The 17,858-nt window shown below is 61.5% G+C and carries 13 protein-coding genes; 3 read left to right on the forward strand and 10 right to left on the reverse strand.

The window, feature by feature from the left end; translation table 11 throughout:
- Positions 1–921 precede the first annotated feature (921 nt).
- The 9 genes from ATK23_RS00520 to ATK23_RS00555 form a co-directional block, all read right to left on the reverse strand.
- On the reverse strand, positions 922–1,599 hold the full coding sequence (locus ATK23_RS00520) for a GntR family transcriptional regulator (protein ID WP_066140050.1): 678 nt from the start codon (positions 1,597–1,599) through the stop codon (positions 922–924).
- 51 nt (positions 1,600–1,650) lie between these two features.
- Entirely contained in the window at positions 1,651–3,390 is a 1,740-nt protein-coding gene (locus ATK23_RS00525; protein ID WP_066140048.1) for an acetyl/propionyl/methylcrotonyl-CoA carboxylase subunit alpha, read from the reverse strand.
- 9 nt (positions 3,391–3,399) lie between these two features.
- Positions 3,400–5,001 (reverse strand): 5-oxoprolinase subunit B/C family protein, encoded by a 1,602-nt coding sequence (locus ATK23_RS00530; RefSeq protein WP_066140046.1) that lies wholly within the window; start codon positions 4,999–5,001, stop codon positions 3,400–3,402.
- Positions 4,998–5,756 carry a LamB/YcsF family protein gene (locus ATK23_RS00535; RefSeq protein ID WP_066140043.1) on the reverse strand — a complete coding sequence of 253 codons (759 nt, stop codon included), beginning with the start codon at positions 5,754–5,756 and terminating at the stop codon, positions 4,998–5,000. The genes ATK23_RS00530 and ATK23_RS00535 overlap by 4 nt, the downstream gene beginning before the upstream one ends.
- Before the next feature lie 235 nt (positions 5,757–5,991).
- Positions 5,992–6,141: a hypothetical protein gene (locus tag ATK23_RS16145; RefSeq protein WP_157066358.1), complete on the reverse strand. Its 150-nt coding sequence runs from the start codon at positions 6,139–6,141 to the stop codon at positions 5,992–5,994.
- Positions 6,142–6,305: 164 nt separating this feature from the next.
- Positions 6,306–7,988, reverse strand: coding sequence for a formate--tetrahydrofolate ligase (locus ATK23_RS00540; RefSeq protein ID WP_066140041.1), 1,683 nt, complete (start codon positions 7,986–7,988; stop codon positions 6,306–6,308).
- Between the two features lie 354 nt (positions 7,989–8,342).
- The gene (locus ATK23_RS00545) at positions 8,343–8,909 is read right to left on the reverse strand and encodes a type II toxin-antitoxin system RelE family toxin (protein ID WP_066140039.1); all 567 of its coding nucleotides are present in this window, start codon (positions 8,907–8,909) and stop codon (positions 8,343–8,345) included.
- Positions 8,906–9,214 (reverse strand): type II toxin-antitoxin system Phd/YefM family antitoxin, encoded by a 309-nt coding sequence (locus ATK23_RS00550; RefSeq protein WP_083515521.1) that lies wholly within the window; start codon positions 9,212–9,214, stop codon positions 8,906–8,908. The genes ATK23_RS00545 and ATK23_RS00550 overlap by 4 nt, the downstream gene beginning before the upstream one ends.
- Positions 9,215–9,501: 287 nt before the next feature.
- A complete protein-coding gene (locus ATK23_RS00555; RefSeq protein WP_066140370.1) occupies positions 9,502–10,962 on the reverse strand; it encodes an MDR family MFS transporter in 1,461 nt (486 codons plus the stop codon).
- 147 nt (positions 10,963–11,109) lie between these two features.
- On the opposite strand from ATK23_RS00555, the gene ATK23_RS00560 reads away from it, so the two are divergent.
- The gene (locus tag ATK23_RS00560; RefSeq protein ID WP_066140035.1) at positions 11,110–11,703 is read left to right on the forward strand and encodes a TetR/AcrR family transcriptional regulator; all 594 of its coding nucleotides are present in this window, start codon (positions 11,110–11,112) and stop codon (positions 11,701–11,703) included.
- A gap of 212 nt (positions 11,704–11,915) precedes the next feature.
- Positions 11,916–14,138 carry an NADP-dependent isocitrate dehydrogenase gene (locus ATK23_RS00565; RefSeq protein WP_066140033.1) on the forward strand — a complete coding sequence of 741 codons (2,223 nt, stop codon included), beginning with the start codon at positions 11,916–11,918 and terminating at the stop codon, positions 14,136–14,138.
- A 54-nt stretch (positions 14,139–14,192) separates the two neighbouring features.
- Here the strand turns inward: ATK23_RS00565 and ATK23_RS16505 are convergent, their stop codons facing one another.
- Positions 14,193–14,960, reverse strand: a complete 768-nt coding sequence (locus ATK23_RS16505) for a hypothetical protein (protein ID WP_174520604.1) — start codon at positions 14,958–14,960, stop codon at positions 14,193–14,195.
- Positions 14,961–16,719: 1,759 nt separating this feature from the next.
- Between ATK23_RS16505 and ATK23_RS00585 the strand changes: the two genes are divergently transcribed.
- Positions 16,720–17,553 carry a hypothetical protein gene (locus ATK23_RS00585; protein WP_066140029.1) on the forward strand — a complete coding sequence of 278 codons (834 nt, stop codon included), beginning with the start codon at positions 16,720–16,722 and terminating at the stop codon, positions 17,551–17,553.
- Positions 17,554–17,858: the final 305 nt, after the last annotated feature.

The raw sequence follows: 17,858 nt of genomic DNA on the forward strand, positions 1-17,858 counted from the left end.
CCGCTGCCGGGACAAGTCCTCGGAAACGGCAAGGTCTTCCTTAAATCATACGGTGGCTATCTATGCGACCCTTGGAACATGCCCGTAATGCTTCTGCGATGTGGCCACGCGCCATAAGGCGTTGCCGCGGAGAATTGCGTCGGAGAGTCGCTGCGGTGAATATTCGAAGCTTTGGGAGCCACCCAATATTCTTGTTCAGAGCCACCAGCCGGCCGGGGTAGTCCGACTGCTTGTACTGCGTGCAGAAAATGGGGATGCTCTGTCTTACTGTTGCTCCATGAGCACGATAATAGAACGCGAAATTTCCACGCTGGGTGGTTCCAAAAGCCACTGATCGAGCATCAGGACACTGTAAATTGATGCCCAATGCCCTGGCGACGTCCTCGGTGGATCGGTTGCTGCGTCAGGCGCACATTTGCCAGACCAGCGGTGAATCTGTTCGGTTGACGCAGGTGTTGGCTGGTGCTGGGGTGAGTTCCTTGATGTAGCCCCTCTCAGCACGGGCAGACTACTGCGCATGACGGCTGATACCACATTGGCTGATTATGGGCATCAGGCAGTTTTGCTGACCCTTAATGGGCATTATTCGTGGCCGCCGGTGGGCAGAAACTCATGACCCTTGACAGAGGGGCTTATACAGGGTGGCTCTGATCGAGAATAACGGCGTTTTCAGCTGGTGGCTCTGAACGGCAATATTGGTGGCCCTCAAGGAGTCAAATATTCACATTAGGGGCGTCCACTTCATATTGACGCGTCAAAAACCGTGCCGATGGGGCAGGGGCAAACCGCGTTGCTTCGGATCCTCTTCTGACCCAAGACGGTGGTGCCAATCTCTGCCTCAGGAGCAACGCTCCGGTCGCGCAGGATGCATTGAGATGAAAATCGCTGGCCGTCAAGCCTTGCCGGTGCCGGAGCCGAAGCTCAGGCAGAATGCTGGTCGATATGACTGAGCAATTCAGCTTCAGCGGTATCGAGGTAAATGCGCAGGGTTTCGGCCGCTTCCATCCGCTTGCCATCACGCAATAGCGCAAGCAGCGTTGCGTTGCGCTCCACATAGTTCGAATGGAAATCCGGGGCATCGCTCATGGCATGGAAGACCAAGCGCATGCGTGCCAGCACCCGGCCCATGAGCTCCTGAAGCAGTTCGCTGCTCGAGGAACGCACGAGCTGCTTGTGGAATTCCTGGTTCGCGCTGGCCATGCGCGCCACGTCGCCGGCTGCGAGCCCCGCCCGCGCCTGGGCGATGATCCGCTCCAGTTCTTCCAGATCCAGTTCTGGGCCCCAGGCCAGGCATGCCGGCTCGATGGTCCGTCGGACCGCATAGATCTCACGCACGTCATCGGCATCCGGGGAGGCGACAAAAACCCCGCGGTTGGGGATGCGGGTAATGATCAGTTCGCTGTTGAGCAGGGTGAAGCTCTCGCGCAGGGTGTTGCGCGAAAGCCCCAGGGATTCGGCTAGTGCCTGTTCGGAAAGCTTGTCTCCCGGCAGCAGTTCACCTTCGGCAATTCGCCGGCGCAGCTCATCGGCGGCCCATACGCCGCTATGCGCGTGCGGGGCTTTAGCTGGGTGCGTGGCAGTAGTGCTGTCGGCATTCATGATCCCAATTTATCCCATGTGCCCTGCAGTTCTATCCACCCAGGCGTGTTGCTAATTGATTGTGCCCAGGGCATCGCCGCGGCGGACTCCGGATCCGACGCTGATGCTGGCCGCCGTGAACGTTCCGGCACGGTGCGCGGTGATGGTGGATTCCATCTTCATCGCCTCGACAATGGCTACGCTCTGCCCTTCGGTGACCTCGCTGCCATCTTCCACGGCGAAGCGGACCAGGTTCCCGTCCATGGTGCTGCGCACCGCGGCGGCATCCACTGCTCCGCCATCCTCATCCTGCGAGGCGGCGGTGCTGCCGCCCCCCGAGGTATTGCGCAGCGCATTGGTCAGCGCCGCGGGAAGACCCAGCTGGACTGCCTTGCCATCGAGCTCAATGGTGATGGTCTCGCGGCTGGTGTCGCGCTGGTCCAGATCCATATCGTCACTGGCTTCGACTTCGTTGAGGAACTCGTCCTCGATCCATGTGGTGTAGACACCCAGCGAGTCGCCGTTGAACGCCTCATGCTCGATCACTGCACGGTGGAAGGGCAAGACCGTGGGGACCCCGGCAATGCTGATTTCCTCCAGGGCCAGGCGGGCCCGGCGGATGGCCTGGTCGCGGTCGGCACCGCGCACAATCAGCTTGGCGATCATCGAGTCGTAGTACGGGGGGATGACCGAGCCGCTGCGCACGCCCGAGTCCACGCGCACGCCGGCCCCGGTTGGCGCTTCGAAGCGCTCAACGGTGCCAGGGGCGGGAAGGAAGCCGCGGGCCGGGTCCTCGGCATTGATGCGGAATTCGATGGCATGGCCGGTTGGGTGCGGGTCCTCGGTAATGGACAGCGGCAGGCCGTCGGCGATGCGGAACTGCTCGGCGACCAGGTCAACCCCTGAGGTCTCCTCGGTAATCGGGTGCTCCACCTGCAAACGGGTATTGACCTCGAGGAAGGAAATCAGCCCGTCCTGGGCCACCAGGTATTCCACGGTGCCGGCCCCGACATAGCCGGCTTCCTTGCAGATCGCCTTGGCGGACTCGTGGATCCGGGCGCGCTGCTCATCGGTCAAGAACGGTGCCGGAGCCTCTTCCACCATCTTCTGGTGGCGGCGCTGCAGCGAGCAGTCACGCGTGCCGACCACCACCACGTTGCCGTGGGTATCGGCCAGCACCTGCGCCTCGACGTGGCGCGGCTTGGACAGGAAGCGTTCCACGAAGCACTCGCCGCGGCCGAAGGCCACGGTGGCCTCGCGGGTGGCGGATTCGAAGGCATCGGAGATCTCCTCCAGCGAGTGAGCGATCTTGATGCCGCGCCCGCCGCCGCCGAAAGCGGCCTTGATGGCCACCGGAACACCGTGCTCTTCGGTGAAGGCCCGTACCTCGCTGGCATCGGCCACCGGGCCGTCGGTGCCCGGGGCCAGCGGTGCGCCGGCCCGGACGGCGATCTGGCGGGCGGTGACCTTGTTGCCCAGGACTTCGATGGCTTGCGGCGACGGGCCGATCCAGCTCATGCCGGCATCGATGACTGCCTTGGCGAAGTTCGCGTTCTCCGAGAGGAAGCCGTAGCCGGGGTGCACCGCGTCGGCGCCACAACGCTTCGCGATGCCGATGATCTTCTCGATATCCAGGTAGGTCTCGGCCCCGGTGGAACCGTGCAGCGGATACGCCTCGTCGGCGCGGCGCACGTGCAAGGCATCAGCATCCGGATCAGAGTAGATGGCTACCGAAGCAATGTTCGCGTCGGCGGCGGCCCGGGCAATGCGGACAGCGATTTCGCCTCGGTTGGCGATGAGTACCTTTTTCATGGCAATTCCTTAGGCGTCAGATGCCGCGTGGCCGGCAGCGGGTTGGAGGATGAATCGGATTTTGCTTCCGGGAGGAAGCTGCGCGGCTGCGCTCAGGTCTTCGGCAACCACGGTGGCGATCACCGGGTAGCCGCCGGTCACCGGGTGGTCTGCGAGAAACAGCACCGGCAGGCCGGAGGGCGGCACCTGCAGGGATCCGCGGGCCACGCCTTCGCTGGCCAGCTCGCCTTCGCGCACGCGCTGCAGCGGCTGCTGCCCGGTAGCCAGGCGGACGCCCACGCGGTTGGATTCGCTGGTGACGTCCCAGACCTGCGCGGTGAGCTGCTCAAGGCCTGCCGGGCCGAACCAGTCGGCGCGCGGACCGGGGATGACGCGCAGCGTGTACACGCCGTTCTCGTCCGGGGCCGGCAGGGTGCCCGGTTCGCTGTTGCCGACAATGTGGCCGATGCGCGGGCGCTGCACCTCAAGCATGCTCCCGGCCTGCAGCGGCTCGGGGCCCAGCCCGGAGAGGGTATCGGTGGACAGCGAGCCGAGGACCGGCTCCTGCGCGATGCGCCCGCGCACCGCGAGGTAGCTGCGCAGCCCGCGCCCAGCTGGCTCGACATCCAGGCGCTCGCCGTGCAGCAGGGCGAACGGCGCGTTCATCGCCACCCGGCGCGGTGTGCGCAGCTCATCGTCCTCGGCCGGGGTGATCCACAGTTCGGCTTCGGCTCCGGCCAGTGCCAGCACCTGGTCCTGCTCGGCTTCGACGCTCAGGCGGCTGCCGAGGTTCTCGATCACTGCCTGGCCCGGCTGGTTTCCGACCAGGCGGTTGGCCTGGTGGAAGGCGGCCGGGTCGGCTGCGCCGGCGGCGCCCACACCCAGGTTGCCGTAGCCGATGCGCCCGGCATCCTGCAGCAGCGATTGCAGCCCGGGATCAACGATCCGCAGGCCTCCGACGCCGGGATCCTGCACGGTGGCGGGCTGGGCGGCCGGTGCCTGGAGGGAAATCCTTTCGGTGGCAGGAATGAACTTCACGGTGTCCTGCGGGCGGATCAGCGCAGGATTCTCGCGGTCCAGGTCCCACATCTGCAGATCGGTATGGCCGATCAGCTGCCATCCGCCGGGGGACTGGCGCGGGTAGACGGCCGAGTAGTCCCCAGCCAGTGCGACAGCACCAGCAGGCACCTTGGTGCGCGGGGTATCGCGGCGCGGGACATTCAGCAGCTGGTTCTCGCCGAGCAGGTAGGCAAAGCCCGGGGCGAACCCGCCGAACACCGCACGCCAGGACTGGCCGGAATGGGCCTTGATGACCCCGTCGATGCCCAGGCCGGTCAGTTCGGCCACGGCGGCCAGATCCTCGCCGTCATAGTGCACCGGAACCTCGACGATCTTGCCAGCTGCGTGCGCAACAGCGCCGATGTCCAGTCCGGGCAGCTGCTCGCTGGCCTGGGCGGCTTCTTCGGAGGTCCCGAATTTCAGGAACAGGGTTTGCGCTGCAGAAAGCAGGTCGCGCTGCCCGGGCAGCGGGTCAGCTTCCAGCGCGGCAGTGAGCGCCAGCACCGAGTCGAGCGAATCGAGGTCGACCAGCAGGTCGTGCGATCCTGCCCGGTGGATGGCGCGGATGCTCACGCGAAGCTCCGGATCTGCACTCCGGCGTGTTCCAGGCCGGCGCGCACGGCGCTGGCCATGGCCACGGCGCCGGCGGTGTCGCCGTGCAGGCAGATGCTTTCGGCAGGCATCTTGATGGTGCTGCCGTCCACGGCAACAATGGTGCCTTCGGTGGCCAGCCGGACCATGTTCTGCGTGACCGCAGCCGGGTCGTGGAGCACGGCGTTGGCTTCGCGGCGCGAGACCAGGGTGCCTTCCGGTGTGTAGTTGCGGTCGGCGAAGGCTTCGGCGACGCCGCGCAGGCCAGCGGCTTCGGCCTTCTGCAGGGCAACGGAGCCGGGAAGCAGCAGTACCGGCAGGTCGGTGCCGAAGGCCTTGATGGCATCGATGACCGCTTGGGCGTGCACCTCGTGGTGCACGATGGTATTGTACAGGGCGCCGTGCGGCTTGACGTACTTGATTTCGCTGCCGGCGCTGCGGGCCAGCGCCTGCAGGGCACCGAGCTGGTAGAGCACGTCATCGGCCAGTTCGGTGGCGGAGCAATCCAGGAAGCGGCGGCCGAAGCCTGCCAGGTCGCGGTAGCCCACGTGGGCGCCGATGGTGACCTGGGCTGCCACGGCATCGCGGCAGGTCTGGGCGATGGTGCTCGGATCTCCGGCGTGGAAGCCGCAGGCGACGTTGGCGGAGGAAACGGAGGTGAAGATGGCGGCATCGTCGCCCATCTTCCAGTTGCCGAAGGACTCTCCGACGTCCGAATTCAAGTCTATATATGGCATTGTGATCCCCGTCTCGTGAAAACCTGTTGGTAAAAGAATGCCTCAATTTCCGTAATTGTTCAACAATCTTGACGTCGAGTTTGGAGGACAGCTCTACGAAGGGCCGGAGGAATCGCCCCGAATTGCGTGCTGAACAGGAGAATTGCACCAAGAAAGGGAAAACCCGGGGTCGGGGATTCCGTATGGAATCCCCGGCCCCGAGCCGGTCTCGTGCTGGACTGTGCGCCGCTTAGCTTTAGTCCTCTTCTTCGCCGTCGGCACCTTCATGGCCGAACGGGATGGGCGCGCTCTGTGCGTCGTCCGGATCAGGGACAGCAGTATTCTCGCCCTCTGGATCCGGGGTCTCGCGTGGTCCTGTGGTTTCGTCGTGGTTTGCGGTTCCCATGGTTGCTTCCCTTCTTCCGTGCCTTGTCTTAATGCCAGCTGGAGGGTGCTGGTCCACACAGCCTAGCCGGGGGAGCTGCGTGGAGTCTGGCACGCTCAGCGAACTACCATGTTCGCCCGCAGTGGAACGGTGCCCACGGGCAGCATCCGCGGCGAGTCGGCCAGCTACGACAATCCGATGGCGTTGCCCTGCTCGTCGACATCCATGTGCACGGCAGCCGGAACCTTCGGCAGGCCCGGCATCGTGGTCAGCGCCCCGGTAATGGCCACGATGAATCCGGCACCGGTCTTGGGAATCAGCTCGCGGACCTGCACGGTGAAGCCGCTTGCGGCGCCGAGCAGCTGCGGGTCATCGGAGAAGGAATATTGCGTCTTGGCGATGCAGACCGGCAGGTGGGACCACCCATTGCCGTGGATCTGCTGGAGCATCCGCCGGGCCTTGGGGGAGTACTCGACGCCTTCGCCCCCGTAGATTTCGCGCACCAGAGCCAGGATCTTGTCCTCGACCGGTTGCTCCAGTTCGTACAGCGGGGCGAAATTGCCCGGTTCCTCGATGGCGCGCAGCACCTCGGAGGCCAGCTCGGTGGCCCCTGCACCGCCGTGGCCCCAGACATCGGCTACGGCGCAGGCGATGCCCTGCTGCGCTGCCCAGCTGGTGACCGCTTCCAACTCGGCATCGGTATCCGTGGTGAAGCGGTTGATGCCGATGACCGGCTTGATGCCGAACTTGGAGATGATCGACGCGTGGCGTTCAAGGTTCGGCAGCCCGGCCCGTACCGCCTCGACGTTTTCGGTCCCCAGCACTTCCTTTGGTACCGACCCATGCATCTTCAGCGCGCGGACGGTGGCGACAATGACCACCGTGTCCGGCGGGCACCCGGCGTAGCGGGCCTTGATGTCCATGAATTTCTCGGCGCCCAGGTCGGTGCCAAAGCCTGCCTCGGTCACCACCACATCGGCCAGTGCGCGGGCGGTGTTGGTAGCGATGGCCGAGTTGCAGCCGTGGGCGATGTTGGCAAAGGGCCCGCCGTGGATGAGTGCGGGAGTGCCGCCGATGCTCTGCACGAGGTTGGGCTTGATAGCTTCCTTGAGCAGCAGCGCCATGGCACCTGCCGCGCCCAGGTCATCGGCGGTGACCGGCGTTTTGGCGTAGGTGTATCCGACGGTGATCCTGCCCAGCCTGGCACGCAGGTCCGCGAGCCCGGTGGCCAGGCAGAACACCGCCATGACTTCGGAGGCGGCGGTAATTTCAAAGCCTGTTTCACGGGGAACCCCGTTGGCGGTACCGCCCAGGCCGATCACCACGTGGCGCAGTGCCCGGTCGTTCATGTCCAGCACCCGCTTGAAGGTGATGGACCGAGGGTCGATGCCCAGCGCGTTGCCTTGCTGCAGGTGGTTGTCGAGCATTGCCATGAGCAGGTTGTTCGCGCTGGTGATAGCGTGGAAATCCCCGGTGAAATGCAGATTGATCTCGTCCATGGGCAGCACCTGGGACTGGCCGCCGCCGGTGGCTCCGCCCTTCATGCCGAAGCTCGGGCCGACCGAGGGCTCGCGCAGCGCGATCATGGCCTTGGTCCCGGTGGCAGAAAGCGCATCGGCCAGGCCCACCACCATGGTGGATTTGCCTTCCCCTGCAGGTGTCGGGGACATGCCGCTGACCAGAACGACCTTTCCGCGCCGGGTTTCGGTGGGCAGCAGCGCCAGATCGATCTTGGCCTTGTACTTGCCATAGGGTTCCAGCGCAGCGTCGGGGATTCCGGCGGCTTCGGCGATCCGGGAGATCGGTGCGAGCACTGCCCGCGAGGCAATCGCGAGATCGCTCATGTCGGTGTCCTGCACTCCTGCCATGCTGCGTCCCCTATCTGGCGGCCCGGTGATCCGGGGATGAGGAAGACCAAGGCAATTGGTATTCCCTGATTGGCCTTCAAGCTACCATCTTGCAGGCGAGGCGAGAAGGCTGCGTCGGGCAGTACGTGGAACGGTGTCTATCCGAGCCGGGCCTGGCGAAGTGGTAACAGTGCCTGTTCCACATTTCACGGAGAAGGTGCCCCTCTATTGAAGCCAGCGATTCTCAGCTCTGAAACGGCACAGAACCAACTGCGAGGCGTCATTGCAAGCAATCTTGATAGGCGCCGGATGATCAACACGAAGAACGCTTGGCTAGGACGTTTGCCGCTGAGCTCGGCGGTGCCGGGGGAAGGTTTAGCTGTCCTTGTTGCGGGACCAATGCTGCATGAGTCTTTGCTGGGCTTGCTGTTCGCTCAATCCTGAAATCTCTTGTGTGGACAGATGGAGTTGTTCTACGAGCGCAGCTTCCATCCAAGTGGGCAAGACAGATCCCCGTGCGGGTTCAGATTGAGCTTCAATGGATTCGTAGAGCCGTCCCATCCGGGCAATGACGTCTTTGAGCGATTGAATCTTCGGGTTATCGCCCATGCGTGCGACCCGTGAGGTGAGCTCATCGTAAACCTCGCTATCCGAACGAGCGCCAACAGCCCAGACCTCAGAAATATCAAGAATTGGGCGGCCGGACGCGTCTTCGGTAATGCGCCATACGATTCTCCAGTCGCGATCGCCAACCACTAACTTGCGGAAACCGACTAGCGCACCGAGCAAGGGCTCGCCAGCCTCAGGGGATTTTTCGAGCAGCAGCATCTTCTTGAAAACGGATCGCACGATCTGCGGGTCCTTTTTGTGAAGGCGATGTAGGTCAGATACTGCGTCTTCAGTTAGCCTGACGATGCACAGGCGGTCTTGAGGCTGATTCACGAATTATCAGACTGGGCTTCTTCGGCATTTTCTGCCTCAAGCTCTGCGCGGTTCAAATTGAAGAATTCCATCGCTTGGTCAAGAGTCGTGCGTACGCCGCTATCGGTGGCAAAGCGCGCCATGACCAATGCGGCATCGCGCAGGGTGTCGCGGTCCTGACGCAGCTGAGCGATTTCCTTGGCGGAAACGACTTCGGCCACGACCTTGCCATGGCGAGACAAGGGGGTATCCCGGCCTTCCTCGGCGGCGGCGACAAGGGCAGAGAGTCCCGCGCGTGATGCTTCTGTGATGCTCAAAGTAGTCATATGAAAACTATATAGATTTCTACCTAGATTTTCTAGTGGGCCTTCCGTGCCTCGTTAAAGCAAAAGCTGGGTCGCCACCCTTGGTAGCGACCCAGCTTGAGAGAGCGGGGGATCCGTTAGCTTGAATGCTTCCGTTCAAGGAACTGATGACGCAACGAATTCACGGACTGGAGGGCTTGGTTTTCGTCGGTTCCAATGTTTTCTTCGACCCATGAGTAGTAGCGGTAAGCTTCATCCAGGATTCCTGGAATAAAGTCGTCGGGATCAACAATCGCCGACGTGGTGCCTCAGCGATTCGCGCTGGGCTTCTCGCCCTTGATCATGAAGGCGAAAATGATGCCGAGCGTGGCCAATACCGCGCCGACGATGAACGAGATGTGCGCGCCGGAGAACAAGGCCTCGGCCACCTCGGACCCGGCGTCCAGCTGGACCTTGGAGGGCAGCGACATCACGGTCACGAAGATGGTGGTGCCGATGGCACCGCCCAGCTGCTGCGCGGTATTGAAGATCGCTGAACCGTGGCCGAACAGGCGTGGATCCACCGAAGCCATGGCCGAGGGCATCAGGCCGGTCATCAGCAGGGCCAAGCCGATGGAGAAGACGATGTGGCAGAGCATGAACATCCACAACTCGGTCTGCACGGTGACGGTGGTGTACATCCACTGACCGGCGGCCAAGAGCAAGGCGCCGGGTATCAGGACCGGGCGCGGTCCGCGCTTGTCGTAGATCCGCCCGAAAATCGGCGAGGCGATGGCCTGAGCCAGCCCGCCGGGAAGCAGCATGATGCCGATCTGCAGAGAGTCGATGCCCTGGCCGGATTCCAGCAGGATCGGCACGATCATCAGCGAGCCGAGCAGGGTGCCGAAGGCGATCATGATTATCGCGATCGCGAAGCTGAAGGTGCGCAAGGCGAATGGAGTCAGGTTCAGCAGTTCGCGGCCGCTTGGGGCCAGCTTGACCTGGCGGATGATGAACAGGGCCAGTGCCATCAGGCCGATTCCGAAGCTGGCGATCATCATCGTGGCGTTATCCGCAGCCTGCTCGATGCTGGAAATGCCGTAGACCAGGAACCCGAAGGCCAGGGCCGAGAGCAGAACCGAAGCGGAATCCACCTTGAGCTTGCGAGCGGTGGAAGGGAGCTTGAAGAAGATGGCGCCCAAGACCAGGACCACCACGGCGATCGGCAGCATCAGGACGAAGATGTAGTGCCAGCCCAGGGCATGCACGATGGCGCCCGAAACGGTCGGCCCGATCGCCGGGGCCACGCCGATGACGATCGAGTTCAGCCCCATGACGGTGCCGCGCAGGTGCACCGGCACCAGCGCCAAAGTAGTGCTCATCAGCAGCGGCAGGACGATGGCCGTGCCCACTGCCTGGACAATACGCCCCAGCAGCAGGAAGGCGAAGCTCGGGGCCACGACCGCGATGGCGGTGCCGAGGATGAAGCTGATGATCGCGAATAAGAACAGCGAGCGGTGCGCGAAGCGCTGCAGCAGGAAGCCGGTAGTAGGGATGACTACCGACAGGGTCAAGAGGAACCCGGTGGTCAGCCATTGGCCGGTGGAAGCCGAAATGCCCATGTCCTGCATGATGCCCGGAAGTGCCACGGTGAGCACGGTTTCGTTCAGGATCATCATGAATGCGGCCAAAGCCAAGGAGGCGATGATGCCAGTCAAGGCCCTGCTGCTGAGCTGTCCGGCGGGCCCGGCTCCTGGCTCAGCGCTGGGTGCAGCGGGTTCTGTCGTCATGAATTCTTCTTCCTCTAGGATGCCAACCAGCAAATACTGTCACACTCTGCCACTTTCTCGTAAGTGAATCTGTCAGACTGTGACAGGAAACTAATTCGGCGGTCGCAGCCTGCGCGTCGCAGGCGGCCTGGAACATTGGAGAGCACCATGGGGATTCGCGAGGAGCGCAAAGCGGCAACCCTCAAGGCAATTCAGGCAGCGGCCCTGGACCTGGTGGAATCCCAGGGGCTGGACTCGGTGACGGTGGGGCAGATTGCCGCCCGCGCGGGCATCTCGGAGCGGACGTTCTTCCGTTACTGCGATTCCAGGGAAGCAGCCATCGTGCCTGCCCAGCATGAGCTGATCGAGGCCGTGACCGGATGCGAGATTGCCTCCGGCTCCACGAGCGCGCAGATTTTCCGGGTGCTCGCTGCCGAGTGCCGCAAGCTCCTGGTGGCCGAGATCCGCGCTAGCGAATACCGCCGCATTTCCCGGCTGATTGTCATCGAACCGAAGCTGCTGCTGTCAATTACCCGGCAGGAGGAGGCCTTCTCAGCGGCCACAGCGCAGGAGCTGCAGCGCCGCGGGCTGCTGCCTGCCATGCCCGCCTTGATCATCGGCGAAACCCTGGCCGCGCTTTGGCGGGTGGCCTGGCAGTGCTTCGGCCAGGCGGAGCAGGTCGGAGAGCCTGCGGATCCGGTTGAGCTCTTCGATGCGGCAATGATGAATCTGGTGCTGCTGGCCGGGCCTGTGCCCGAATAGCGAAGGCCAATCTTGAGTTATCGCCGATTAACTTAAATGTGACGAACTGCTTGCGGGCAGTCCAGCCCGGGATTTCAGCGAAAATGGGGGATTGCCGCGCGTATTTCTGCTGGCCGGAAAGTGTGGTGCTGGGCAAAATCAGGTAGATTTGGAACGTTGAGTTCAGGGCGGTAACACCGCTTCCGCACGACGTTCAGGGAGACGCCACACCTATGGCAAAGATTATTTACACCCACACCGACGAAGCGCCAATGCTGGCGACCCACTCGTTCCTGCCAATCGTGGAGGCCTTCGCGTCGACCGCCGGGGTGGAACTTGAGACCCGCGACATCTCGCTGGCCGGTCGCATCATCGCTACCTTCCCGGACTATGTCACCGAGGAACAGCGCATCGGTGACGCACTGGCGGAACTTGGCGACCTGGCCAAGACCCCGGAAGCGAACATCATCAAGCTGCCGAACATCTCGGCTTCGATCCCGCAGCTGAAGGCCGCCATCGCCGAGCTGCAGGCTGCCGGCTACGCACTGCCTGACTACCCGGACAACCCGTCCTCGGATGAGGAAACCGACATCCGCGCACGCTACGACAAGATCAAGGGTTCGGCAGTGAACCCGGTGCTGCGCGAAGGCAACTCGGACCGCCGCGCCCCGCTGAGCGTGAAGAACTACGCCCGCAAGTACCCGCACTCCATGGGCGAGTGGGCAGCCGACTCGAAGACCAACGTGGCCACCATGGGTGCCGACGACTTCGCTTCCAACGAGAAGTCCGTGGTCATCGACGCGGACAAGAAGATCTCGATCCGCTTCGTTGGAGAAGACGGCGAAGTCAAGGTCCTGAAGAAGCCATTCGACGTGCTCAAGGACGAAGTCATCGACGGCACCGTCATGCACGCCGCAGCGCTGTCCGAGTTCCTGAAGAACTCCGTGGCCCGCGCCAAGGAAGAGGGCATCCTCTTCTCGGCACACCTGAAGGCCACCATGATGAAGGTCTCCGACCCGATCATCTTCGGCCACGTGGTCAAGGCCTACTTCTCCGAGCTGTTCGAGACCTACGGCAAGGAACTGGCAGCGGCCGGCCTGAACCCGAACAACGGCCTGGCAGCTATCCTGAACGGCCTGGACGAGCTGTCCGACGAGGTCCGCGCCGGCGTCGAGAAGCTGATCGCCAAGGGCCTGGAAGAAGGCCCGGCAGTTGCCATGGTCGATTCCGACAAGGGCATCACCAACCTGCACGTCCCATCGGATGTCATCGTTGACGCTTCCATGCCAGCCATGATCCGCCTGGGCGGCAAGATGTGGGATGCCAAGGGCAACACCGCAGACACCCTGGCCGTGCTGCCTGACTCCTCCTACTCCGGCGTCTATCAGACCGTGATCGAGGACTGCCGCGCCAACGGCGCCTACGACCCGACCACCATGGGCACCGTGCCGAACGTCGGCCTGATGGCGCAGAAGGCCGAGGAATACGGCTCGCACGACAAGACCTTCGAACTGTCAGCCAACGGCCACGTGCAGATCGTCGACGAGAACGACACCGTGCTCATCGAGCACCAGGTCTTCGCCGGCGACATCTGGCGCGCCTGCCAGACCAAGGACGTTGCCATCCGCGACTGGGTGAAGCTGGCAGTGAACCGCGCCCGCGCCTCGCAGACCCCGGCAGTGTTCTGGCTGGACGAGAACCGCGCCCACGACGCAGTGCTGATCGGCAAGGTCAACGAGTACCTGAAGGAACACGACACCGATGGCCTGACCATCGAGATCCTGTCCCCAGTCGAGGCCACCAAGTACTCGATCGAGCGCATCCGCAAGGGCGAGGACACCATCTCGGTCACCGGCAACGTGCTGCGCGACTACTTGACCGACCTGTTCCCAATTTTGGAACTGGGCACCAGCGCCAAGATGCTGTCCATCGTTCCGCTGCTGGCTGGCGGCGGCCTGTTCGAGACCGGTGCCGGCGGCTCCGCCCCGAAGCACGTGCAGCAGCTGGTGAACGAGAACCACCTGCGCTGGGATTCGCTGGGCGAGTTCATGGCACTGGGCGCTTCCTTCGAGCACCTGGCAGTGACCACCAACAACGCCCGCGCCCAGGTGCTGGCAGACACCCTGGATGCAGCTACCGGCACCTTCCTGCTGGAAGACAAGTCGCCTAAGCGCAAGGTGGGCGAGCTGGATAACCGCGGCAGCCACTTCTACCTGGCCAAGTTCTGGGCAGAAGAGCTGGCCAAGCAGGACAAGGATGAGCAGCTGGCTTCCGCGTTCGCCGAGGTTGCCAAGGTGCTGGACGAGAACGAGCAGGCCATCGTGGCAGAGCTCGCCGAGGTCCAGGGCAAGGCCGTGGACATCGCCGGCTACTACCGTCCGGATGAGGCCAAGACCTCCGCAGTGATGCGCCCAAGCGCAACCCTGAACAAGGCGCTGGAACTGCTGACCAAGTAGTCCTCCCGAGTTGAACAGGCAGGTGCCGTCCCATTGGGGCGGCACCTGCCTGTTTTAACGTTCTGCGGGTGTTTCCGCCAGCGGCACCGGGAAGTTCGTGATGACCGCGGGTTCGGTGCATTCGGCAGCCCGGGCCAGCAGCGCCGCCACGATCTGACGGTCGCGCGGCGCATCGCGTACGATCTTGCCCTTCTTGTGGCAGAAATCGCGGTAGTCGACGACCAGCAGAGTCAGTCCATGCTGTTGAATCAGCGCCGCTTTGCGGGCATCGTAGAGCTTGCGCTGCGCCCCGCGCAGCATGCCGGCGGAGGTCACCTTGTTGTCGAAGAATGGGACGGGCTCCGAATGCTGCCGCTCGTGGTACTCCACCACCAGACCCAGCGCCTCGAAATAGCCGTCGACCGGCAACGCCTTGCGCTTGCCGCTCTTCAGCGACGGTTCCCCGCGCAACCAGTCGAAGGTCTGTTGGCCAGCGCAGGACATACCCAGCACCTCGGCGCACAGCTCCATCACGTAGTGCTCATCGCGTTGCTTGATGTGCTCCGGCACCGTGGTTGCCACAGGTTCCGGCCGATAGCTCGGCGGTGCCGGGAAGCGACGGTCGCTGCCCCATCCCAGTTCCCAGCCCTCGGAATCATCGAAGTAGTCCGCATAGGCCACCGGTAGCTCATCGAGACGGGTGACCTGCGAGAGCAGCTGCGCGTACCAGCGCACGTAGTCCAGGTTTCCGGTCTCGCCCTGGGTGCTGCGCTGCAGCGATGGCAAGGCCTCGAGGATTGCTTCGGCGACACTGACGCGGCTGACGTCCTCGGGGAACTGCACGTCGTTGTTGAAGACGTTTTCTGCGGCCGTGGAATACAGGCATGATTCCTCGGCACTGTGTGGATCGCCGTACTTGAGGCCCGGTTTCCATTCGGCGACGTTGGAGATGACGATGCGCCACGCGGTGCCCGAGGCGTTGATGCCGGGCAGGATTCTCAGCCCGAGGTAGCCCAGCCGGTGCAGCAGACCGACCGCTTCGAGGATTCTGAGGGGAAGTTGCGAGTCCCCTGTGCTCCTTGCCGTGGGTGATGTCGATACCTAGATCTTGCCATGGCGCACCGACATTTCGACCAGGCCAACAGTGGGGCATTTGGCCAAGCCGGCAGCGGTCAGACCGTGAACCTTGCCTGTTACTTCTGTCTATCCTGGTGGGACTGCGTCGTTCGAGCTTACGAAAGTGATAGCAGAGGAGGCGATGATCCATGTCATCCATCCTCGTTCGTGGTCTCGATAAGGCAGTGAAGCAGCAAACTCGCCGCCCAGACCAAGAAATACGTCTGTTCCTTGGAAGCCGAAGTTCGCGACATCCTCACCAATGCAGCCCTACGGCCGCACATCGGCGTGGTGTTGCTGACTGCGACCCAAGAGTCCGGTGCTATCCAGGAATTTCCAGTTCCACCGCGTGATGATAATGCGCGGTCGGTGGATTTCTTGTGATCGTCTTAGACGCGACGTCATCTCCGAGAGCTTCCAGCCCCTCGCTGGCGGGACACATTGTCGACTGGCGCGCGTCGCTGGCGGAGGACGTAGCAATCACATCAGTAACGCTCGCTGACCTGATGTCCGGTTTGAAGGCGATACCGGCCGGCTGCCGCAAGACAAAGCTGACGAAGAACAACGAGGCGGTGCTCGGACAATACTGAAGAAGTCGTTCGTCGCTGCTTTTTCGATGAAACAGCGGCGAAGTGCTACTCGGAGATCTTGGGTTTTCGAAAGCCGGAGCCTCAGTGGGTACCAAATAGGGGAGCCCGAATAGTCGGGGGTATGGGGCTCAGCTCAGATCATATACAAAAAGAAACCCCATATCGCGTAGCAATACGAGGACTTCCCAATGTAATTTGCACGGATCACAATCCCAACTTTTACAAGGCAAGCGGTCCAGCTTCTGTCAAACATCCTACTTTGATGACTAAGCAAATCAAATAGCGGATCTTGGCAGGTTTCTTGCTGGTGCTGGGTTCCAAGCCTACTTGGAATGTTGACAGAGTGACCGACAAATAGCGTTAGCGACCTACGCATGGCTTTCGAAGTTGGCCGCAGAACTCTCACGAGTTCTGGGCCATATAGAAGTTCTCCCCGTCGTGCGCTGGATTAGTAGCTTCGTGTCTGGAACGCGGCCCAGCCGCTGCTAACCAACGGGCAGCCGAATTGTAATGACGCTCGTGGGCGTGATGGGGAATCTCTGAGGAATGACTGAAACATCCAGCACCGATGCTATTCACTTAAGTCAATACCAGAACTCGGTCTGGTGATTGTTCTGTAGTTTCTTTGGTTTTTAGATGTCAATGCAGTCCATGCAAGTGGAATCTGGCATTGCGCGGCGTTGACTCAGAGGCGTTAGCCAAGAGGTAGAGGACAGGGGTCCATAACTAGGCTGGATATCTAATTTGGTTGGCGAATCCGCTTAGTCGAATTGCACTACTATCGACGATCGCTGCAAAGGCTGAATTGCATCACGGTTAACGAAATGTATGCTGACTTGCTAAGTTAAATGGCATGAACGCAATTATCAAATGTATGAATCATTTCGGGGGTAATTATGGAGATCCAGTTTTCTGAGACTGCTTTCGCGTTTGCGGCGACGAAAGAAGTAGAGCAGCTTCTCGAGTCGACAGGGCATAAGCTGTTGGGAGCGCCAGATTTTCCAACGCTCCGAAGAGAGCGCAACGTTGGGTACGACGTCAAGATAGATGCAACAAACATAGCCTTGATCCTCCAATTTAAACTTGGTGAGTTCATTTCGCGGGAACATCGTGGAAGTAATACTTGGCGCCACGCAGGTGGTAAGCACTTTCGGACAAAATTCCCTGCGGGGCATCATCAGCTGGCATTGCTCCAAGAGCTTGAAAGTCGGCTGAGCAATTCCCGCAAGCCGTACTTTATCGGGTATTTGGCGCCTGGATTCCGTGAACAAGCTGAGTTTAATGAGCATTACCTGGACAGAACAGTCGTGGAGCATTCGTATGGATGCCGGCCCAGTCAAATACCTGACGATGGAAACAGTCACCACCTTGTATTCGTTCCAGATGTTCCACCGATGGTCTCTAGACAATTTGTGCTGTCCGAGCCTGTGAATGTCAATCGGGTGAATGTCCGCGAGTACTTAGGATCGTTGGCAGATCGTGTGCGACGGGAACGAGAAGTGCGGCGCTTCGAAAGAGTGGGTGAGGTTTCGTCAGCTGTTTCTGAAGTGATTGCAATTCTTACGGAGAAATTCAGGGCATCCAATTCAGAGATCGAGATGGAGGCACTTAGGCACTTTTCATATGAGGGGTTCGAAGAGCGCCCGAATCTAGGGGAAATGTATTTCGCTATAAACCTGGGCCTTGTTCTCGGTGTATCAATCGGATTTACGGTTGAATCGAGAAACTGAAAACTGGTGGACGGCAACGTAACTTCGAAAGTTGTACGGAAAGACGCACGGTGACACCGAAGCCAAAAATTCCTATGGAATCGTCCTTGTTCCCGACCGATCGGCGCTTGACGCACTAAGGAAGCTTGTGGTCAACAATATATCGGGCTTCGGTGCGTGGGCAGGTAAATATTGGGTCTTAAAATATCCGCAAGGTTGGAATTTCGAGGCGAGGCTCGCCTTTCTCAAGGTACCTTTTGACACGGCCTCCGATTATTGAACAGCTGAGAAGCCCAAAGAGAGTAAGTATCAGTAAAATGATCCTC

This window comes from Glutamicibacter nicotianae, from assembly GCF_002797775.1.
GTDB classification, from domain to species: domain Bacteria; phylum Actinomycetota; class Actinomycetes; order Actinomycetales; family Micrococcaceae; genus Glutamicibacter; species Glutamicibacter nicotianae.